Raw genomic sequence first — 20,064 nt, forward strand, 5'->3', positions numbered from 1 at the left:
TGAACCCTTTTTACTGCCCGACGGGCAGGTAGGGTGTGGTGATGCCGTTGCGTTGCAGCTTTTCCTGATAGTCCCGTTTGACAATATCCAGCGCCGCCAGCGCGGTGGCTGGATCGATCTCGTTACATTCCAGCAGGTAGATCAGGTCTACCGCCAGCTGCAATTCTGGTGAGGCATTATCTAGAGACATAAAACCAACGTTTTTGTTTAGTAGGTGAATGAATAAGGTGTCGCTTCGGCTGAGTATAGTGAACAAGGCGCACGGCGGGGAATAATCATTAAAGTATTGTGATAAATCTTCAAAAACCGTTTTCTTTACGCTCGATGCTGCGCTCAATGCGTGCCAGTGCCTGACGGCAACGTACCAATCTGCCCTCCAGCGCCGCCAGTTCGTGCTGCAGCTTTTGCTGTGCGGCAAAGGTGGTTTGTCTTCCCAGCAGGCTTTCCCTATCCTGAATCATCGACATTAACCGGCGTTCATAATCCTGATGCTCGGCCAGCTTGTGGTACAGATCGACCGCCGCCACTTCTTTCGGCTGATTTTTACGGCGCAACGCCTGTGTCGCCAGCTCGCGCTGCAGAGCGGTGATCTGGGCCACCAACTTCTCTGCCAGAAAGGCGACCTGGCTGGTGCGGTTGTCGTTGGCCGCCGTCTGCAACTGGGCGAAGTTCCGTTGCACTTCTGCCAGATAATCACGCAACCGGGTGCCGCGATTGGAAAACAGCGCGGTGTCAAAGCGCGCCTGAGGGATAGGCGCGTCGCCACGCGGCGTCACCTCGGCGGCCAATGCCGCGATCTGCTGTTCTAACACCTGTAATAGACGGTGAGTGCTCACGTTGGCTCCATTAAAATTTCACAGGGCTCAGCTTGCCCGCGATCCCGCCGTTAAACAAGCGCGGCGCGCATATTCCGGTCGTTGCGGCTGGTGGCGCAAGGGAGGAGGGTGATAAAGTAACGCCAGACAGATTAGCGGACAAGGGCTCGCATGACGCGTTGGTTATTGATTATCCTCGGTTGGCTGGCGGTGGTGCTGGCTACGCTCGGTGTGGTGTTGCCGCTGTTGCCGACCACGCCGTTTCTGCTGCTGGCCGCCTGGTGTTTTGCCCGCTCGTCGCCGCGCTTTCACCATTGGCTGCTGTATCGCTCCTGGTTCGGCCCTTATCTGCGCCATTGGCAACAGCATCGTGCGTTGCCGCCAGGGGCCAAATGGAAGGCGGTAGCGGTGATTGTGCTGACGTTTGCGGTTTCGCTGTGGCTGGTTAAACTCTGGTGGGTACGCGGATTGCTGTTGCTGATGCTGGCCATCCTGTTGACCTTTATGCTGCGTCTGCCGGTTGTTGATCTGTCGCAACAAAAACAGCGCTGATCCTGTCTTATTATACCCAATGGCTTTGACATTGCGGCGAGCCACCGAGTGCCGCCAACAACACCGTAACTTGAAAGATGGCGGGGATGGTTGCATTTGTCCGCCAGTTTGCATAGATTTGGGCGTTTTCGTGCGCGGCCTGCTTTCCATTCCCTCTTTATAATGGGCTGGAAGAAGAGGTTTGCGCGCAAGTCATCAGGTAGTTTTATCAGGCAATAATTATGACCGCTACTGCGCAGCAGCTTCAGTTTATTAAAGACAGTATCAAAACCATTCCGGATTATCCAAAGCCGGGCATACTGTTCCGTGACGTCACCAGCCTGCTGGAAAACCCGCTGGCTTACGCGGCCAGCATTGAATTGCTGGTTGAGCGCTACCGCGATGCGGGCGTGACCAAAGTGGTTGGCACCGAAGCGCGTGGTTTTCTGTTTGGTGCCCCGGTAGCGTTGGCGTTGGGCGTGGGTTTTGTGCCGGTACGCAAGCCGGGCAAACTGCCGCGCGCGACCCTCAGCGAGAGCTATGAGCTGGAATACGGCACCGATCAGCTGGAAATCCACACCGATGCCATCGTTACCGGCGATACAGTGCTGGTGGTTGACGATCTGCTGGCGACCGGGGGCACCATTGAGGCCACCGCGAAACTGATCCGCCGCCTGGGCGGGGAAGTCAACCATGCCGCTTTCATCATCAATCTGCCGGAGTTGGGCGGTGAAACGCGTCTGAACAAACTGGGCATCGAATGCTACAGCCTGGTCAACTTCGCCGGTCACTGATCCTGCATTGTCCCAATGCCACAACGGCCTCGCGGATCGCCGCGGGGCTGTGTTAGCATGACCCTCTAGATTCCTCGACTTCTCCGGTATTAATGAGCTATCAGGTTCTTGCCCGTAAGTGGCGCCCTCAAACGTTTGCAGATGTTGTCGGACAAGAACACGTCCTGACGGCACTGGCCAACGGCCTCTCGCTGGGGCGGATTCATCACGCCTATCTGTTTTCGGGCACGCGCGGCGTGGGTAAAACCACCATTGCGCGCCTGCTGGCCAAAGGCCTGAACTGTGAAACCGGCATCACCGCCACTCCGTGCGGCCAATGCGATAACTGCCGCGAGATTGAGCAAGGGCGTTTTGTCGATCTGATCGAGATCGACGCCGCGTCCAGAACCAAGGTGGAAGATACCCGCGATCTGCTGGATAACGTCCAGTACGCGCCCGCCCGCGGTCGTTTCAAAGTTTACCTGATTGACGAAGTGCACATGCTCTCGCGTCACAGCTTCAATGCGCTGTTGAAAACGCTGGAAGAGCCGCCTTCGCACGTGAAGTTCCTGCTGGCGACCACCGATCCGCAAAAGCTGCCGGTGACCATTCTGTCACGCTGCCTGCAATTCCATCTCAAAGCGCTGGATGTCGATCAGATCCGCAACCAGCTGGAAACGGTGCTGCAGGCGGAGCAAATCACCAGCGATCAGCGCGCATTGCAACTGTTGGCGCGCGCCGCCGACGGCAGCATGCGTGACGCGCTCAGTCTGACCGACCAGGCGATTGCCATGGGGCAAGGTCAGGTGACGACCGCCACCGTAAGCCAAATGCTGGGCACGCTGGACGACGAACAGCCGCTGGCCATCCTTGAAGCGCTGGTGAGCGCCGACGGCGAAAAGGTCATGGCGCAGGTCGCGCAGGCGGCTTCTCGCGGCGTAGATTGGGAAAATTTGCTGGTCGAGACGCTGGCGTTGTTGCACCGCATTGCGATGGTGCAATTGTTGCCGTCGGTACTGGACAATCATTACGCCGCCATTGAACAGCGGCTGCGTGAACTGGCGCGCACCTTGCCGCCGACGGACGTGCAGCTTTATTACCAAACGCTGCTGGTGGGACGCAAAGAGCTGGCGTTTGCGCCGGATCGCCGCATGGGGGTTGAGATGACCCTGCTGCGTGCGTTGGCGTTTCACCCGAAAGCGGTGATCCCGGAGCCGGTGGCACCGGTGCAAGTTGCCCCTGCGCAGATAGCGCAGCCGCAGGCCCCCTCTGCCCAACCGCCGCAGTTTCAGGACGCGCCGCCGCCATTAGGGCAAGCGGCGCCGCAAAATAATCAACCAGCGAATTTGCCGGATGCTACCGCGCAACTATTAAAGGCGCGCACCCAACTGCTGCGGCAGGGAGCATCCACACCAAAAAAGAATGAGCCGGCGGCGCCTGGAAAAGCGCGGCCGGCAAACTCGGCGCTGGAGCGTTTGGCTTCAGTGACTGAGCGTAGCCAGCAGCGCCTGGCGGAAAAACAGGTGCAGGAAAAACCGGCCAAGCCGGAAGCCTACCGTTGGCGGGCGCTGACCGAGCCGGAACCGGAGCCGGAACCGCTGGCGACGCCGAAAGCGTTGCGCACCGCACTTGAGCATGAGAAAACGCCCGAACTGTCGGCCAAACTGGTGGTCGAGTCGCTTGAGCGTGATCCCTGGGCGGCAGAGATCGATAAGCTGAAAATCCCGAAACTGGTGCAGCAACTGGCGTTGAACGCCGTGAAACAACAGCTGGAACCAGGCAAAATTTGTCTCCGCCTGCGGTCTTCGCAGCGCCATCTGAACTCGCCTTCGGCGCAGAAGGTGCTGACTGACGCACTCGGCGAGCTGTACGGCAGCCCGGTTGAGTTGACCGTGGTGGAAGACGATAATCCGGCGGAGCGGACTCCGCTGGAGTGGCGGCAAGCCATTTATGAAGAAAAACTGGCGCAGGCGCGTCAGTCCATCGTTGCGGATACCAATATCCAGACGCTGCGCCGGTTCTTCGACGCGGATCTGGATGAAGAGAGTATTCGCCCCCTTTAAACGCTGCGCAAAGTGCGCGGCCCTAGCGACGAGAGACGACTATGTTTGGTAAAGGCGGTCTGGGCAACCTGATGAAGCAAGCCCAGCAAATGCAAGAAAAGATGCAACAGATGCAGGAAGAAGTCGCCAAATTGGAAGTGACGGGCGAATCCGGTGCCGGTCTGGTGAAAGTCACCATCAACGGCGCGCACAACTGCCGTCGCGTGGAGATCGATCAAAGCCTGATGGAAGACGACAAAGAAATGCTGGAAGACCTGATCGCCGCTGCGTTTAACGACGCCGCGCGCCGCATCGACGAAACCCAGAAAGAGAAGATGGCGTCTGTTTCCAGCGGCATGCAATTGCCACCTGGCTTTAAGATGCCGTTCTGATGCAAACCAGCCCGCTCCTTGAAACATTAATGGAGGCGTTGCGTTGCCTGCCGGGCGTTGGCCCGAAGTCAGCTCAGCGTATGGCGTTTCAGCTGCTGCAGCGCGATCGCAGCGGCGGAATGCGCTTGGCGCAGGCGCTGACCCGCGCCATGTCGGAAATTGGCCACTGTGCCGATTGCCGCACTTTCACCGAGCAGGATATCTGCACCATTTGCGCCAATCCGCGCCGTCTGCAAAACGGCCAGATTTGCGTGGTGGAAAGCCCGGCTGATATTCACGCCATCGAGCAGACCGGCCAGTTCGCCGGGCGCTACTTTGTGCTGATGGGCCACCTGTCGCCGATGGACGGCATTGGGCCTGGCGATATCGGTCTGGATCGGCTGGAGCAACGGCTGGAAAAGGAAAGCATTACCGAAGTGATCCTGGCCACTAATCCGACGGTGGAAGGTGACGCAACCGCGAACTACATCGCCGAGATGTGCGGCCAGTATGGCGTGGTTGCCAGCCGAATTGCCCACGGCGTGCCGGTGGGCGGCGAGCTGGAGATGGTCGACGGCACCACGCTGTCGCATTCGCTGGCCGGTCGCAACGTCATCAAGTTTTAATGTTTTTCCCGACGGGGCCGGTGTGGCCCCGTTGTTTTTCCGCAAAAAATTCCCGCAAAAAATTCCCGCCAGCCGCTTGAAATACAACGTGCTTGTCCCCACTTATTCCTCATTGTCCGGTTTTGGTAGCAACTGTCTTTGAGGTAATCAATGAGTATGAAAGGTCAAGAAACCCGCGGTTTCCAGTCTGAAGTAAAACAACTGCTTCATTTGATGATTCATTCGCTGTACTCCAATAAAGAAATCTTCCTGCGCGAGCTGATCTCCAATGCCTCGGATGCCGCCGACAAACTGCGTTTCCGCGCGTTGTCTGCGCCTGAGTTGTATGAAGGCGACGGCGAGCTGCGCGTACGTCTTTCGTTCGATAAAGACCAGCGTACGCTGACCATTGCCGATAACGGCATCGGCATGAGCCGCGACGAAGTGATCGAAAACCTCGGCACCATCGCTAAATCAGGCACTAAATCATTCCTGGAATCTATCGGTTCCGACCAGGCCAAAGACAGCCAACTGATCGGCCAGTTCGGCGTCGGTTTCTATTCGGCGTTCATCGTGGCGGATAAAGTCACCGTGCGCACCCGTGCCGCCGGCGCGGCGGCCGATCAGGGCGTGTTCTGGGAGTCCGTCGGTGAAGGCGATTACACCATTGCCGACGACACCAAAGAAGATCGCGGCACCGAGATCACATTGCATCTGCGCGAAGGCGAAGATGAATACCTCGATGCATGGCGTCTGCGCTCGGTGATTGGCAAATACTCCGATCACATCGCACTGCCGGTTGAAATTGAAAGCAAAAACGAAGAAGACGGCACCGTCACCTGGGAAAAAATCAACAAGGCGCAAGCCCTGTGGACCCGCAGCAAGGCTGACGTCACCGACGAAGAGTACAAAGAGTTCTACAAGCACATTGCTCACGACTTTACCGATCCGCTGAGCTGGAGCCATAACCGGGTGGAAGGCAAGCAGGAATACACCAGCTTGCTGTATATCCCGGCGCAGGCTCCGTGGGACATGTGGAACCGCGATCATAAACACGGCCTGAAGCTGTACGTGCAGCGCGTGTTTATCATGGACGACGCCGAGCAGTTCATGCCGAACTACCTGCGTTTCGTGCGTGGCCTGATAGATTCCAACGACCTGCCGCTGAACGTCTCGCGTGAAATCCTGCAAGACAGCCGCGTGACGCAAAACCTGCGCGGCGCGCTGACCAAACGCGTACTGCAGATGCTGGAAAAACTGGCTAAAGACGATGCCGAAGGCTATCAGAAGTTCTGGCAGCAGTTCGGCCTGGTGCTGAAAGAAGGCCCGGCAGAAGACGGTGGCAACAAAGAGGCCATCGCCAAACTGTTGCGCTTCGCTTCGACCCTGGGCGACAGCTCTGCGCAAACCGTCTCGCTGGAAGAGTACGTCGGGCGCATGGCGGAAGGGCAGGATAAAATTTATTACATCACTGCCGACAGCTATGCCGCCGCCAAGAGCAGCCCGCACCTGGAGCTGTTCCGCAAGAAAGGCATCGAGGTGCTGCTGCTTTCCGATCGCATCGACGAATGGATGATGAGCTACCTGACCGAGTTCGACGGCAAGCCATTCCAGTCGGTCAGCAAGGCGGACGACGCGCTGGACAAATTGGCGGATGAAACCGAAGAGCAGAAGGCCGCCGAGAAGCAGCTGGAGCCGTTTATCGACCGCGTGAAGACGCTGCTGGGCGAGCGCGTGAAGGACGTGCGCCTGACGCACCGCCTGACCGATACGCCGGCCATTGTCACCACCGGTGCCGACGAAATGAGCACCCAGATGGCAAAACTGTTTGCCGCTGCGGGCCAGGAAGCGCCGGAAGTGAAATACATTTTCGAGTTAAATCCGGAGCATGCGTTGGTCAAACGCGCATCCGATGTGGGTGATAACGAACAATTCGCCGAATGGATCGACTTGCTGATGGATCAGGCGCTGCTGGCTGAACGCGGTACGCTGGAAGATCCAAACCAGTTTATCCGTCGCATGAATAAGTTGTTGTCGGCATAATTTCCGGCTTATGCGCCCTTAACCGCAGGGTTAAGGGCGCATTCTTCGCTTTTCTCCCTGATTTTCCCGTTTTACCCGCCTTTTTGCCCCTGCCGTTCCGCAATCGATTTCCTTGCGTACCTTGAGCCAGCCCCCCCGGAAATGGTATGGTTGAGCGTTTTCGCAATTTTATAAAAACTACATAGCAAGGGGATTTACGCAATGCGTATCATTCTGCTGGGCGCTCCGGGCGCTGGTAAAGGTACTCAGGCTCAATTCATCATGGAGAAATACGGTATTCCGCAAATCTCCACCGGTGATATGTTGCGCGCAGCCGTAAAGGCCGGCAGTGAACTGGGCAAGCAGGCGAAGGAAATCATGGACGCCGGCAAGCTGGTGACCGATGAGCTGGTAATTGCACTGGTCAAAGAACGCATCACTCAGGAAGATTGCCGTAACGGCTTCCTGCTGGACGGTTTCCCGCGCACTATTCCACAGGCCGACGCAATGAAAGAAGCCGGCATCAACGTGGATTACGTGTTGGAATTCGCCGTGCCGGACGAACTGATCGTCGATCGCATCGTGGGCCGTCGCGTACATGCGCCGTCTGGCCGCGTGTATCACGTTAAATTCAATCCGCCGCAGGTGGAAGGCAAAGACGACGTGACCGGCGAAGAGCTGACCACCCGTAAAGACGATCAGGAAGAAACCGTGCGCAAGCGCCTGGTGGAATACCATCAGATGACCGCACCGCTGATTTCCTACTACAGCAAAGAAGCTGCAGCAGGCAACACCCAATACCGTAAAATCGACGGCACCCGCAAAGTGACCGAAGTGAGCGCCGAACTGGCGAGTATCCTCGGCTGATCGATTTTTATTGCTGTGCATAGCGCCAGGCCTTAGGTCTGGCGTTTTTTTTATCTGGCGACTGAGGCATCGCCTGTTGCTGATATCGGTTCCGGTGAAACGCTTTTCCGCTACAATAGACGCCATTAATTGACGTTAACGCCCTGACCCGGAACGGGGTGTTAGCCTGCAAGGCATCAAGGGGATCTGAGATGAAGCAAGAGAAACACGGAGTATTGCTGGTGAACCTGGGCACGCCGGATGCTCCGACCTCGTCGGCGGTAAAACGCTATCTGAAGGAATTCCTCAGTGACGACCGCGTCGTCGATACTTCACCGCTGATCTGGTGGCCAATCCTTAATGGCGTGATCCTGCCGATCCGATCGCCGCGCGTTGCCAAATTGTATCAGTCGGTATGGATGGACGAAGGCTCTCCGCTGCTGGTCTACAGCCGCCGTCAGCAGCGTGCGCTGGCTGCACGCATGCCGAACACCCCGGTGGAGCTGGGGATGAGCTACGGCTCGCCGAGCCTGGCGGAGGCGATAGACAAGCTGTTGGCGCAAGGCGTAACCAATCTGGTGGTGCTGCCGCTGTATCCGCAATACTCCTGTTCGACCAGTGCGGCGGTATGGGACGGCGTGGCGCGCGTACTAAAAGGCTACCGCCGTCTGCCGTCGATAGGTTTTATCCGTGACTACGCCGAGCACCCGGCCTACATTGCCGCGCTGCGGCAGAGCGTTGAGCGTTCGTTCGCCGAGCATGGCCAGCCGGATCGTCTGGTGTTGTCTTTCCATGGCATTCCCAAGCGCTATGCTCGCCTCGGCGACGATTACCCGCAGCGCTGTGAAGATACGCTGCGCGCTCTGGTCGCCACGTTGCCGCTGGCACCGGACAGGGTCATGATGACCTACCAGTCGCGCTTTGGCCGCGAACCCTGGCTGACGCCTTATACCGATGAAACCCTGAAAAGCCTGCCGGCGCAGGGCATCAAGCATATTCAGCTGATTTGCCCCGGCTTCTCGGCGGACTGCCTGGAAACGCTGGAAGAAATCAAAGAGCAGAACCGCGAGATCTTCCTCAAAGCCGGCGGTGAGAAGTTCGAGTATATTTCCGCGCTGAACGACGAGCCGGCGCATATCGATATGATGCAGCAGCTGGTGGCTCAACGTTTCTGATTCCTGATACAGCCATCATCAACCGGGCAGGAATGTGCTAACATTCTCTGCCTGTTAACTGCCACTGCCGCCAATCACATGAAATTTCCTGGTAAACGTAAGTCCAAGCACTATTTTCCGGTGAACGCCCGCGATCCGCTCTTGCAGCAGGTTCAGCCTGAAAATGAAGTCAGCACCTCTTATATCGTCGGCATTGACCAGACGCTGGTGGATATCGAAGCCAAAGTGGATGACGCGTTTGTCCAGCGCTATGGCCTGAGCCTGGGGCACTCCCTGGTGATTGAGGATGACGTCGCCGAGGCGCTGTATCAGGAGCTGAGCGAAAACAACCAGATCGACCATCAGTTCGCCGGCGGCACCATCGGCAATACCCTGCACAACTATTCGGTGCTGGCGGATGACCGTTCGGTCCTGCTCGGCGTCATGTGCAGCAACATCAAAATCGGCAGCTACGCCTACCGTTATCTGTGCAATACCTCCAGCCGCACCGATCTTAACCATCTGCAGGCGGTTGACGGCGCCATTGGCCGCTGCTTCACCTTGATCACTGAAAGCGGCGAACGCACTTTCGCCATCAGCCCCGGGCAGATGAACCAACTGCGGCCGGAGAGCGTGCCGGAAGAGGTGATCGCAGGTGCTTCGGCGCTGGTACTGACATCGTATCTGGTGCGTTGCAAGGAGGGGGAGCCGATGCCGGCCGCTACCATGCAGGCGATCGAATTCGCCAAGAAACACGATGTGCCGGTGGTGCTGACGCTGGGTACCAAGTATGTGATTGCCGATAACCCGCAGTGGTGGCGCGATTTCCTGAAGCAGCACGTGTCGATTCTGGCGATGAACGAAGATGAAGCGCTGGAGCTGACCGGGCTGAGCGATCCGCTCACCGCCTCGGACATGGCGCTCGAATGGGTGGATCTGGTGCTGTGCACCGCCGGGCCAAACGGCCTGTATATGGCGGGCTACACCGAGGAGACCAACAAGCGGGAAACCCAGCATCCGTTGTTGCCGGGGCATATCGCCGAATTCAACCGTTATGAGTTCAGCCGTGCCATGCGTCGTGAAAGCTGTGAGAACCCGTTCCGCATCTATTCGCATATCGCGCCGTACATGGGCGGGCCGGAGAAAATCATGAACACCAACGGCGCCGGCGACGGCGCGCTGTCGGCGTTGTTGCATGATATCGCCGCCAACGGCTTTCACCGCAATAATGTGCCGAACTCCAGCAAGCATGTGCGCAGCTACCTGACTTACTCCTCGTTGGCGCAGGTGTGCAAATATGCCAACCGCGTCAGCTATCAGGTGCTGAACCAGCATTCACCGCGCCTGACGCGTGGCCTGCCGGAACGGGAAGACAGCCTGGAAGAGTCTTACTGGGAACGATAAAAAAGCAAAAGGTCCGGCTTGCCGGACCTTTTTTGATCATCGCTTTTCACGTCAAATCGGGCAGCCGCCCATTTTCTCTTCTTCGCTCAGCGTATCCAACTTAAGGATATTCAACATGCTGTTGGCGATTTCCCGCTCGCCCATCACGACCTGATCGGCACCGCGATCGGAGATATATGACACCTCGTCATCGTAATGTGCGCGGGCGATGATCTCGATGTTTGGCCGTTTGTTGCGCGCAGAGGCGACGATCTCCCCGGCTTCGTAGCCATTTGGAATGGTCAGCAGCAGCCAGCGCGCGCAGTCGAGCCGCGCCAGATCCATCACCTCTGGATTGGCGGCGTTGCCCAGCACCGTTTTGATGCCTTGTTCACGCAGCGCTTCGACCCGAGGGCGAGAGTTCTCGATCACCACCAGCGGTATGCCGGCCTCGGCCAGTTTGGCGCCCAGCAGGCTACCGACGCGGCCATAACCGACCAGCAGGGCGTGATTGCACATATCGAACGGGATCTGCTTCTCTTCTTCCACCGCTTCTTCCAGGATTTGGTCTTCCATGGTTTCGGTCTTGGCCAGATAACGTTCAAGCAGGGTGAACAGCAGCGGGTTAAGCATGATCGACAAAATGGCACCGGCCAGCACCAGATTGCGGCCGTGTTCCGACATCATGCCGAGCGAAATGCCAAGGCCGGCCAAAATGAAGGCGAACTCGCCGATCTGCGCCAGGCTGGCGGAGATGGTCAGCGCGGTGCGCCTGGAGTGGCCGAACATTTTCACCAGCAGGAACGCCGCCGCCGATTTGCCGAACACGATAATCGCCAGCGTCGCCAGCACCGCCAGCGGCTCGTTGATCAGGATCATCGGATCAAACAGCATGCCGACCGAGACAAAGAACAGCACCGCAAAAGCATCGCGCAGCGGCAGCGTGTCGTGGGCTGCGCGGTGGCTCAGCTCCGACTCGTTCAACACCATGCCGGCGAAGAATGCCCCCAGAGCGAAGGAAACGTCGAACAGCTTTACGGCGCCATAGGCAATGCCGAGCGCCAGCGCCAGCACCGCCAGGGTAAACAGCTCGCGGGAACCGGTGCTGGCGGTTTTTGCCAGGATCCACGGCACCAGGCGGCGGCCAACCACAATCATCAGCGCGATAAAGGCGATGACCTTGCCGATGGTGATCGCCAGATCAATCAGCAACTGGCTGCTGCTGGCGTTGTCATTGCTCATCATGTTGCCGAAGGCCGGCAGCAGCACCAACGTCAGCACCATCGCCAGATCTTCCACGATCAGCCAGCCGATGGCGATTTGCCCGCGCTGGCTGTCAATCAGTTGGCGTTCTTCGAGTGCGCGCAGCAGTACCACGGTACTGGCGGTAGACAGACACAGCCCGAACACCAACCCGGAAATCAAATCCCAGCCGAGCAGCTTCGACAGCCCCATACCCAGCAAGGTGGCGACGGCAATCTGTGCCACGGCGCCGGGAATGGCGATATGTTTTACAGCGAGGAGGTCTTTAAGAGAGAAATGGAGGCCAACACCGAACATCAACAAAATCACGCCGATTTCCGCCAGTTCCGGTGCCAGCGAGGTGTCGGCAACAAATCCGGGGGTAAAGGGGCCGGCGAGTACGCCTGCTGCAAGGTATCCTACCAGTGGGGAGATGCGCAGGCGATTCGCCAGCATACCGAGGAGGAAGGCGAGTACTAACCCTCCGACAATAGTGGTGATTAACGGTGTTGAATTATGCATCCAGACTCCTTCTAGCTATGCATGGCGGCAGAGGGAAAGCGCAACGAGGTTACGAAAAGATACATTTAGTTTATTGCATTTGTGCGTACCTTGCTTGGCTAAATTTGTCTTTTTTGCGAAAAAGCAGAGGATTCCATCTTGAACGAGCCAGTGAGGGGATTTATCAATTAATAATTCAAATAACATTGATTTATGTGGGAGATAACCCGGCTGAATGATATTTATCAACCGGGCTGTAGCAGGGTTATTGCGAGTTATGATCCATATTAGGCAGTAATGCGGTAATAATGCCGATTAAGGGTAAGAAAGCACAGATTTGGTAGACCAATTCGATGCTGGTCAAATCTGCGACATAACCAAGAACTGCCGCACCTAACCCACCCATACCAAAAGCAAAACCGAAGAATAAACCGGAAACCATGCCAACTTTACCCGGGATCAGCTCCTGAGCGTAGACCAGAATGGCCGAAAACGCCGAGGCGAGAATTACCCCTATGATCACCGTCAAAATGCCGGTCCAGTATAAAGATGCATAGGGTAAAACAAGCGTGAAAGGTGCTGCACCGAGTATGGAGCCCCAAATGACGTATTTCCTGCCTATCTTGTCACCCAATGGCCCGCCGATAATGGTACCGGCGGCTACGGCGAACAGGAAAGCAAACAGGTGTATCTGAGCGTTCTGAACCGAAACGCCGAACTTATGTATCAGATAAAAGGTGTAATAGCTGCTGATGCTGGCCAAATAGAAATATTTGGAGAATATCAGCACCAGCAGGATGCCGAGTGCGTAGGTGACGGTACGTTTTGGCAGCGGTTGTCGCGCCGCGGCGGTTTTGGGCAGACCTTTTGTTGCCCGATGCTGTTGCTGATACCATTTGCTGACCTGCAACAGCACCACAATAGCCAGCAGTGCCGCCAGTGAGAACCAGGCGACGTTGCCCTTGCCGTAAGGCGCGATAATCAATGCCGCCAACAGGGGGCCGAGCGAACTGCCAAAGTTGCCGCCGACCTGGAACAGCGACTGCGCCAGACCATGTCGGCCGCCGGAAGCCATGCGCGCCACGCGGGACGATTCCGGGTGGAAGACCGAAGAGCCGGTACCGACCAGCGCCGCGGCCAGCAACACCAGCGGGAAGGTATTGGCTACCGACAGCAGCAGCAGGCCGCACAGGGTAAAGCCCATGCCGATCGGCAGCGAATAAGGCTGGGGGTGTTTATCGGTGAAGTGACCGATCAGCGGTTGCAGCAATGACGCGGTTAATTGGTAGGTCAGGGTAATCATGCCGATCTGCACAAAGCTGAGGTTGAAATCGGCCTGCAGGATCGGGTAAATCGCCAGGATCAGCGACTGAATCATGTCGTTAAGCAAGTGGGATACGCTGATGGCGCCGAGGATCGAGAAAGCGGTGCCTTTAACCGCGCGGCCCTTGGCCGGCGGCATGGCGGTTTCGCTACGGTCGGTCATTTTATTGTTAGCCTGATAAGTTTTAGGGTTCAGAGCAGATTATCTTAGGTAAGTTGTTCAATTTTTACCATATCCGACATAATTTGATGCATATCGCAAAAATTTGAAATCACTCGTCTTTGTTTCGCGCTACAATTTCGGCCACCTCAAAAAAACAGTGCATTTTCATCATGGAGAGCCGTCATGCGTTTTTCGTTAAAAACCACCGCATGCGCCTTGGCCGTGTCCCTGACTTTCCTGTCGGGAGCCGCCAGCGCCTGGGAAAAGGATAAAACCTACGACATCACCATCCTGCATACCAACGATCACCACGGCCATTTTTGGCAGAACGATCACGGTGAGTACGGTCTGGGCGCGCAGAAAACCCTGGTGGACGGCATTCGCCAGGAAGTGGCGGCCAAGGGCGGCAGCCTGCTGCTGCTGTCCGGCGGTGATATCAATACCGGCGTGCCGGAGTCAGATCTGCAGGATGCCGAGCCGGATTTCCGCGGCATGAACCTGGTGGGTTACGATGCGATGGCGATTGGCAACCATGAGTTCGACAATCCGCTCAGCGTGCTGCGTCAGCAGGAGAAATGGGCGACCTTCCCGCTGCTGTCGGCCAATATCTATCAGAAAAGCACCCAGCAGCGCCTGTTTAAACCCTACGCCTTATTCGACAAGCAGGGCATCAAGATCGCGGTTATCGGCCTGACTACCGACGACACCGCCAAGATCGGCAACCCGGAATATTTCACCGATATCGAGTTCCGCGTGCCGGCGCAGGAGGCGAAACAAGTGGTTGAGCAACTGCGCAAGGATGAAAAACCGGACGTGATCATCGCCGCCACCCACATGGGCCATTACGATGACGGCAACCACGGCTCCAACGCGCCGGGCGATGTCGAGATGGCGCGCAGCCTGCCGGCGGGTTATCTGGATATGATCGTCGGTGGCCATTCGCAGGATCCGGTCTGTATGGCCGGCGAAAACCACAAACAGGTGAATTACGTGCCGGGCACTCCGTGCTCGCCGGACCGCCAAAACGGCACCTGGATCGTCCAGGCGCACGAGTGGGGCAAATACGTCGGCCGCGCCGACTTCCAGTTCCGCAACGGCGAGCTGAAGCTGGTGCATTATCAACTGATCCCGGTCAACCTGAAGAAGAAGGTGGAAAAAGCCGACGGCACCAGCGAGCGAGTGTATTACACCCGGCAAATTCAGGAAGATCCTTCCATGATGAAACTGCTGACACCGTTCCAGGACAAGGGCAAGGCGCAGCTTGAGGTTAAAATCGGCAGCGTGAACGGCAAGCTGGAGGGCGATCGCAGCAAGGTGCGCTTCGTTCAGACCAACCTGTCGCGTGTGCTGCTGGCGGCGCAAATGGAGCGTGCCGAAGCCGATTTTGCGGTGATGAGCGGCGGCGGGGTGCGTGATTCGATCGAATCCGGCGACATTACCTATAAAAACGTGCTCAAGGTGCAGCCGTTTGGCAACACGCTGGTGTATGCCGAGATGAAAGGCAGCGAGGTAGAAAAATACCTGGCGGTGGTGGCTAACATGAAGGTGGATTCCGGTGCTTACGCGCAGTTTGCCAACGTCAGCCTGACGGCGGACGGCAAGGGCGTCAGCAACGTGAAGATCAAGGGCGAGCCATTGCAGGCGGACAAAACCTACCGTATGGCGACGCTGAACTTCAATGCGTTGGGCGGCGACGGTTATCCGAAGCTGGATACCCTGCCAGGCTACGTCAACACCGGCTTTATCGATGCCGAAGTGCTGAAACAGTATATCGAGAAGCACTCTCCGCTGGATGCGGCGGCCTATGAGCCGAAGGGCGAGATTGTTTATCAGTAAAGGTTAATCGGGGAGCCGCAAGGCTCCCCATCGGCTTAATCGCGCTTGGCGATATCGGCGAAGCTGCCGCCCAGCAGGCGGCATAAATCGCCGGCGGCCAGTTCGATGTCCAGCCCGCGTTTGCCGCCGGAGACGTAGATGGTGGCGAACTGCTGCGCCGGGCTGTCGATCACCGTCGGCAAGCGCTTTTTCTGCCCCAGCGGGCTAATGCCGCCGACCAGATAACCCGTCACGCGCTGCGCCAGTTGCGGATCGGCCATTTCCGCTTTCTTTGCGCCCAGGGCGCGGGCGACCTTTTTCAGATCCAACTGGGTCGCGACCGGCGTTACCGCCACCGCCAGCTGTTTGGCATCGCCGTTCAGCGCCACCAGCAGCGTTTTATAGACGCGATCGGCATCGAGCCCAAGTTTCTGTACCGCTTCATCACCGAAGTGGGTTTCTGCACTGTCGTGATGGTAGGGATGAAGGGTAAACGCGATTTTTTGTTTCTCAAGCAGGATCACTGCGGGCGTCATACTGTTTTCCTATTTTCCCCCTGCCGGGGAGGTTGCAACGCGAAGCAACAAAATTACAAAAATACAACGGCGGCAGCAACCTGAGCAGCTGTTACATAAAGCGGGTTGCCAAGGTGTTCACTGGGTTGCTACCCTGTCTATTGTAACCGTTAACACGGTTGCTATGCGTATAACTAAAATACAAGAAATTCCTCTTTGACTGGCCAGTAGCGATATTGGCCACTTTTTTACTGCGCCTGAAGCATTGCCGGCAGATTGTCCTCGCCGTACAGATGCAGCGCACCCACCGCCACTACGTAGTTGCCGGCCGGCAATGCCTCCAGTTTCTGCCGCCAGTCCCGGTTGCGCCGATGCATCAGCACGTCGTACAGATCGGCGCTGAAGGTGGCGGGCAGGGTTTCCAGCGCGCCGTTGGGCTTCGCGTCAAGCCACCAGCTCACCATGGTTTGCAGCAGCCGCGCGTTGGTGTGCCAGTGCTCCAGCGTATCGCGCAACAGCGCCATGCCGCCTTCCGGCAATTGTTCCAGCATCGCCATCTGCTGTTCCGCGCCTTCCAGCTCAATCACCTTTTTGTGTTGTTGCCGGGCGGCCTGCAACAGCTGGTAGTCCACGCCATATTCGGCGCGCAGCCCCAGTCGCTGAGCCTGGCGCGCCTGCATCGTCAGCGCCACCTGCCAGCCGGGGAGGGTAGAGAACGCTTCGGCGTCGGTGCCCAGTTCCTGGCACAGGGTCAACAACTGCTGAAACTCGCTATCGGAAAGGCGATCCACCAGCTCGGGTTGAGCGTCGGTGCGGTCAAACGGCGAAGCGGAACCGGTGATATCGGCCTCGACAATCAGGGCGTCAGCCTGTTTCAGGCGGGTCGCCAGCGTGGCCGGCAGCGGCGACATATCCACCGTGCCCATATGAATGCTGCCCACCAGATGGAATTGACGATCGCCGGGCAGCCGGATATCCAGCGCCGGGTAGGCGTAGGTCATCGGAGAAATAATGCCGAGAAAGGCGGCGATGCGGCGTAATAGCTTACCCATACAGCGTGGCTCCTTATTTTCCCCGCGAGTTTGCAAGCGACGGCCTGGCCCTCTGGCGGGTAACGCGGTTGTGCCATGCTAAACGCTATCCGCCGCACAAGAAAGCCTGAAGAGTGGGGGAATTATCCCAAAGGAAGTGGGGCGCAAGGATTTGCGCCCCCTGTGGCATTCAGCGTTTCGGTTTAAAACGCAGCAGCCGGTTAGCGTTACTGACCACGGTAATGGAAGACAGTGCCATCGCTGCGCCCGCCACTACCGGGCTGAGCAGAGTGCCGGTCAGCGGATACAACACCCCGGCGGCGATGGGAATGCCGAGCGTGTTGTAAATGAATGCCCCGAGCAGGTTCTGCTTCATATTGCGCAGCGTGGCCTTCGACAGTTCCAGCGCGTCGGCGACGCCATTCAGGCTGTGGCGCATCAGGGTGATGGCGGCGGTTTCGATAGCGATGTCGCTGCCGCTGCCCATTGCGATACCCACGTCGGCTTGCGCCAGTGCCGGGGCGTCGTTGATGCCATCGCCAATCATTGCCACGCGGTGGCCCTGCGCCTGCAACTGTTTGATCGCCTCGGCCTTGCCGTCCGGCAGCACGCCGGCGATGACCTTGTCGATACCGGCCTCTTTGGCAATGGCGTTGGCGGTCACCGGATTGTCGCCGGTCAGCATCACCAGTTGATAGCCCTGACGATGCAAACGCTGCAATGCTTCAATGCTGTCGCTGCGCAGCGGATCGCGGATGGCGATCAGCGCAGCCGGCTGCCCGTCGGCTGCCAGCAGCACCGGCGTAATACCGCGCTCGGCTTGTTGCTGCATCTGCGCTTCCAGCGCTGCGGTTGCCACCTGGTGTTGTTGCAACAGCGCGGCGTTACCCAGCAGCAGCTTCACGCCGTCCACTTCACCGCTGACGCCGGCACCGCGCAGGGTTCGGAACTGCTCAACCGACGGCAGCGGTTGCCCGGCGGCGTGCTCAACGATGGCACGCGCCAATGGGTGGCTGGCACCTTGTTCCAGCGCGGCGGCCCAACGCAGCGCCTGCTGCTCGCCGATCTGATTGAAGGTGACGATCTCCACCACGCGCGGCTGGCCTTCGGTCAGGGTTCCGGTTTTATCAAACACCAGCGTATCCAGGGTGCTGGCCTGCTGCAACGCATCGGCATCGCGCACCAGTACGCCGAACTCGGCCGCGCGGCCAACGCCGGAAATGATCGACATCGGCGTCGCCAGGCCCAGCGCGCAAGGGCAGGCGATGATCAACACCGTAGTGGCGATCACCAGCGTGTAAACCAACTGCGGCTGCGGGCCGAAGAAGTACCAGATCGCCGCGCTGAACAGGGCGATGGCCACCACCACCGGCACGAACACCGCAGAAATGCGGTCCGCCAGTTTGCCAATCTCCGGCTTGCTGCTCTGCGCCTGGCGCACCAGTTTGATGATGCGCGCCAGCGTGGTTTTGCTGCCGATAGCGCCGGCGCGAAACAGCACGCTGCCGTCATCCACCACCGTACCGGCATGCACCGTATCGCCAATGCCTTTTTGCTGCGGCACAGCTTCGCCGGTCAGCATCGCTTCGTCCAGCCACACTTCACCCTGTACGATTTCGCCGTCCACCGGGATACGATCGCCGGTGGTCAGGCGCAGCGTCATGCCGAGCTGCACCTGCGCCAGCGCAATGGTTTTCTCGCCGTCGTCGGTGACCAGCCGCGCCGTCGGTGGCGTCAGGTCAAGCAGCCGTTCCAGCGCCTGTGACGAACGCTGGCGCGCCCGCTGCTCCAGTGCGTGGCCGAGGTTGATCAGGCCGATGATCATGGCGCTGGCCTCGTAATACAGGTGCCGCGCCTCCATCGGGAAGAAATCGGGCCACAGGTTGACGCTGATCGAATACAGCCAGGCGGCGCCGGTGCCGAGTGCGACCAGCGTATCCATGGTGGCGCTGCCGTTGCGCAGCGCGCGCCAGGCGTTGCGGTAAAAATGCCCGCCGGCGAACACCATCACCGCCAGCGTGATAAGGCCAACCAGCAGCCACGGTCGCTGGGTTTCCGGCATCAGCGACATGCTGCCGCCAAACAGGCCCCAGGCCATCAGCGGAATACCCAGCGCCAGGCCGAGCGCCGCCTGCCAGCGGAAGCGCTTCATGTTGTCCTGCGCGGTCTGCTGTTGGCGCTCGCGGCGTTCGGTTTCGTCCTGGATCATTTCCGCGCCGTAGCCGGCTTTCTCCACCGCCGCCACCAGCGCCTGCGGATCGGCACCGCCGGTAATCAACGCGCTGCGTTCCGCCAGATTGACCCGCGCCTGTTCGACGCCAGGCACGCTTTGCAGTGCACTTTGGACTTTACTGACACAGCTGGCGCAGCTCATGCCGCTGAGCAGCAGTTGAACGCTGTCATCATCGTCGCTGTGGCGAGTTACCGGAAGGGAAGAGGGGGCCGCTGCCTGGGGTTCCGGCAATTCAGGGGCTGATTCAGTCAACGGCTCAGTTTTTGGGAGAACGGCGGCTCCATTGACGCTGGCGTGATAACCGGCTTTCTCGACTGCGGCGATCAACGCCTCGGGCGCGGCATCGCCATAGACTTTGGCCGACTCGATGCCGACATCCGCCGCGATCACGCCCGGTACCGCTTCCAGCGCTTTGCGGGTGCTGGCGGCGCAGTGCATGCAGCTCAGGCCGCTCAGTTGCAGTTCGGTATCCGGCCGTTGGGCTACGGTAGCCTGGTAACCGGCGGCGATCACGCTGTCGATCAGCGCCTGGCTCGGCGCATCGCCGGTGATCCTGGCGTAATGGACATTGACCTCTGCCTGTTCGACATCGTTGCGGCTTTCCAGGGCTTTTTTCACCCGTTGCGCGCAGTTCATGCAGGTTAGCCCCTGCAACGCCAGCACGGTGGTTTGTGACATGATTCGGTTCCTCGCTCAAGT

The 20,064-nt window shown here is 58.3% G+C and carries 17 protein-coding genes and 1 other annotated feature; of the genes, 10 read left to right on the forward strand and 7 right to left on the reverse strand.

From position 1 onward, the window contains the following. Nucleotides 1–10: 10 nt before the first annotated feature. Both rsmS and priC read right to left on the reverse strand, forming a co-directional pair. Nucleotides 11–190 carry a pleiotropic regulatory protein RsmS gene (gene rsmS, locus D4100_RS17290; RefSeq protein ID WP_006322287.1) on the reverse strand — a complete coding sequence of 60 codons (180 nt, stop codon included), beginning with the start codon at nucleotides 188–190 and terminating at the stop codon, nucleotides 11–13. A 109-nt stretch (nucleotides 191–299) separates the two neighbouring features. Beyond that, nucleotides 300–836 (reverse strand): primosomal replication protein PriC, encoded by a 537-nt coding sequence (gene priC, locus D4100_RS17295; protein WP_006322289.1) that lies wholly within the window; start codon nucleotides 834–836, stop codon nucleotides 300–302. A gap of 150 nt (nucleotides 837–986) precedes the next feature. Here priC and D4100_RS17300 point away from each other — a divergent pair, with 150 nt between their 5' ends. The 9 genes from D4100_RS17300 (at nucleotide 987) to D4100_RS17345 (ending at nucleotide 10,563) form a co-directional block, all read left to right on the forward strand. Next, the gene (locus D4100_RS17300; protein WP_006322291.1) at nucleotides 987–1,367 is read left to right on the forward strand and encodes a DUF454 family protein; all 381 of its coding nucleotides are present in this window, start codon (nucleotides 987–989) and stop codon (nucleotides 1,365–1,367) included. 221 nt (nucleotides 1,368–1,588) lie between these two features. After that, nucleotides 1,589–2,140: an adenine phosphoribosyltransferase gene (gene apt, locus D4100_RS17305; RefSeq protein ID WP_006322297.1), complete on the forward strand. Its 552-nt coding sequence runs from the start codon at nucleotides 1,589–1,591 to the stop codon at nucleotides 2,138–2,140. A 92-nt stretch (nucleotides 2,141–2,232) separates the two neighbouring features. Further along, nucleotides 2,233–4,182: a DNA polymerase III subunit gamma/tau gene (gene dnaX, locus D4100_RS17310; RefSeq protein WP_006322299.1), complete on the forward strand. Its 1,950-nt coding sequence runs from the start codon at nucleotides 2,233–2,235 to the stop codon at nucleotides 4,180–4,182. Continuing rightward, nucleotides 3,515–3,579, forward strand: a sequence feature (DnaX frameshifting element). It overlaps the preceding gene by 65 nt. Before the next feature lie 41 nt (nucleotides 4,183–4,223). Beyond that, nucleotides 4,224–4,553 carry a YbaB/EbfC family nucleoid-associated protein gene (locus tag D4100_RS17315; protein ID WP_004949379.1) on the forward strand — a complete coding sequence of 110 codons (330 nt, stop codon included), beginning with the start codon at nucleotides 4,224–4,226 and terminating at the stop codon, nucleotides 4,551–4,553. Beyond that, on the forward strand, nucleotides 4,553–5,158 hold the full coding sequence (gene recR, locus D4100_RS17320) for a recombination mediator RecR (RefSeq protein ID WP_004949381.1): 606 nt from the start codon (nucleotides 4,553–4,555) through the stop codon (nucleotides 5,156–5,158). Before D4100_RS17315 ends, recR begins: the two co-directional genes overlap by 1 nt. Nucleotides 5,159–5,314: 156 nt before the next feature. Further along, complete coding sequence (gene htpG, locus D4100_RS17325; RefSeq protein WP_006322305.1) at nucleotides 5,315–7,180, forward strand: molecular chaperone HtpG; 1,866 nt, start codon at nucleotides 5,315–5,317, stop codon at nucleotides 7,178–7,180. 201 nt (nucleotides 7,181–7,381) lie between these two features. Next, entirely contained in the window at nucleotides 7,382–8,026 is a 645-nt protein-coding gene (gene adk / locus D4100_RS17335) for an adenylate kinase (protein ID WP_119804853.1), read from the forward strand. Nucleotides 8,027–8,217: 191 nt separating this feature from the next. After that, complete coding sequence (gene hemH, locus D4100_RS17340; protein ID WP_006322309.1) at nucleotides 8,218–9,180, forward strand: ferrochelatase; 963 nt, start codon at nucleotides 8,218–8,220, stop codon at nucleotides 9,178–9,180. Between the two features lie 78 nt (nucleotides 9,181–9,258). Further along, a complete protein-coding gene (locus tag D4100_RS17345; RefSeq protein WP_006322310.1) occupies nucleotides 9,259–10,563 on the forward strand; it encodes an inosine/guanosine kinase in 1,305 nt (434 codons plus the stop codon). A 51-nt stretch (nucleotides 10,564–10,614) separates the two neighbouring features. Here the strand turns inward: D4100_RS17345 and ybaL are convergent, their stop codons facing one another. Together ybaL and D4100_RS17355 are read right to left on the reverse strand one after the other, a co-directional pair. After that, nucleotides 10,615–12,306: a YbaL family putative K(+) efflux transporter gene (ybaL, locus tag D4100_RS17350; protein WP_006322311.1), complete on the reverse strand. Its 1,692-nt coding sequence runs from the start codon at nucleotides 12,304–12,306 to the stop codon at nucleotides 10,615–10,617. Between the two features lie 244 nt (nucleotides 12,307–12,550). Further along, on the reverse strand, nucleotides 12,551–13,771 hold the full coding sequence (locus D4100_RS17355) for an MFS transporter (protein ID WP_119804854.1): 1,221 nt from the start codon (nucleotides 13,769–13,771) through the stop codon (nucleotides 12,551–12,553). 183 nt (nucleotides 13,772–13,954) lie between these two features. Between D4100_RS17355 and ushA the strand changes: the two genes are divergently transcribed. Then, on the forward strand, nucleotides 13,955–15,607 hold the full coding sequence (gene ushA, locus D4100_RS17360; protein WP_119804855.1) for a bifunctional UDP-sugar hydrolase/5'-nucleotidase UshA: 1,653 nt from the start codon (nucleotides 13,955–13,957) through the stop codon (nucleotides 15,605–15,607). Between the two features lie 35 nt (nucleotides 15,608–15,642). On the opposite strand, the gene ybaK is transcribed toward ushA, so the two are convergent. From ybaK to copA, 3 genes are all read right to left on the reverse strand, one after another. Beyond that, nucleotides 15,643–16,122, reverse strand: a complete 480-nt coding sequence (gene ybaK, locus D4100_RS17365) for a Cys-tRNA(Pro)/Cys-tRNA(Cys) deacylase YbaK (protein ID WP_006322314.1) — start codon at nucleotides 16,120–16,122, stop codon at nucleotides 15,643–15,645. A gap of 227 nt (nucleotides 16,123–16,349) precedes the next feature. Next, nucleotides 16,350–17,153: a TraB/GumN family protein gene (locus D4100_RS17370; RefSeq protein ID WP_119804856.1), complete on the reverse strand. Its 804-nt coding sequence runs from the start codon at nucleotides 17,151–17,153 to the stop codon at nucleotides 16,350–16,352. A gap of 169 nt (nucleotides 17,154–17,322) precedes the next feature. Next, on the reverse strand, nucleotides 17,323–20,043 hold the full coding sequence (gene copA, locus D4100_RS17375; protein WP_119804857.1) for a copper-exporting P-type ATPase CopA: 2,721 nt from the start codon (nucleotides 20,041–20,043) through the stop codon (nucleotides 17,323–17,325). Nucleotides 20,044–20,064: the final 21 nt, after the last annotated feature.

It is taken from the genome of Serratia inhibens, assembly GCF_003591175.1.
Taxonomy (GTDB): Bacteria; Pseudomonadota; Gammaproteobacteria; order Enterobacterales; family Enterobacteriaceae; genus Serratia; species Serratia inhibens.

Excerpts from the sequence above, each read along its gene's own strand:
- D4100_RS17315 (WP_004949379.1), top strand. The coding sequence starts at position 4,224 with ATGTTTGGTAAAGGCGGTCTGGGCAACCTGATGAAGCAAGCCCAGCAA.
- D4100_RS17355 (WP_119804854.1), bottom strand. The coding sequence starts at position 13,771 with ATGACCGACCGTAGCGAAACCGCCATGCCGCCGGCCAAGGGCCGCGCG.
- rsmS (WP_006322287.1), bottom strand. The coding sequence starts at position 190 with ATGTCTCTAGATAATGCCTCACCAGAATTGCAGCTGGCGGTAGACCTG.
- dnaX (WP_006322299.1), top strand. The coding sequence starts at position 2,233 with ATGAGCTATCAGGTTCTTGCCCGTAAGTGGCGCCCTCAAACGTTTGCA.
- D4100_RS17345 (WP_006322310.1), top strand. The coding sequence starts at position 9,259 with ATGAAATTTCCTGGTAAACGTAAGTCCAAGCACTATTTTCCGGTGAAC.
- htpG (WP_006322305.1), top strand. The coding sequence starts at position 5,315 with ATGAAAGGTCAAGAAACCCGCGGTTTCCAGTCTGAAGTAAAACAACTG.
- D4100_RS17300 (WP_006322291.1), top strand. The coding sequence starts at position 987 with ATGACGCGTTGGTTATTGATTATCCTCGGTTGGCTGGCGGTGGTGCTG.
- hemH (WP_006322309.1), top strand. The coding sequence starts at position 8,218 with ATGAAGCAAGAGAAACACGGAGTATTGCTGGTGAACCTGGGCACGCCG.
- recR (WP_004949381.1), top strand. The coding sequence starts at position 4,553 with ATGCAAACCAGCCCGCTCCTTGAAACATTAATGGAGGCGTTGCGTTGC.
- ushA (WP_119804855.1), top strand. The coding sequence starts at position 13,955 with ATGCGTTTTTCGTTAAAAACCACCGCATGCGCCTTGGCCGTGTCCCTG.
- ybaK (WP_006322314.1), bottom strand. The coding sequence starts at position 16,122 with ATGACGCCCGCAGTGATCCTGCTTGAGAAACAAAAAATCGCGTTTACC.
- ybaL (WP_006322311.1), bottom strand. The coding sequence starts at position 12,306 with ATGCATAATTCAACACCGTTAATCACCACTATTGTCGGAGGGTTAGTA.
- adk (WP_119804853.1), top strand. The coding sequence starts at position 7,382 with ATGCGTATCATTCTGCTGGGCGCTCCGGGCGCTGGTAAAGGTACTCAG.
- D4100_RS17370 (WP_119804856.1), bottom strand. The coding sequence starts at position 17,153 with ATGGGTAAGCTATTACGCCGCATCGCCGCCTTTCTCGGCATTATTTCT.
- copA (WP_119804857.1), bottom strand. The coding sequence starts at position 20,043 with ATGTCACAAACCACCGTGCTGGCGTTGCAGGGGCTAACCTGCATGAAC.
- apt (WP_006322297.1), top strand. The coding sequence starts at position 1,589 with ATGACCGCTACTGCGCAGCAGCTTCAGTTTATTAAAGACAGTATCAAA.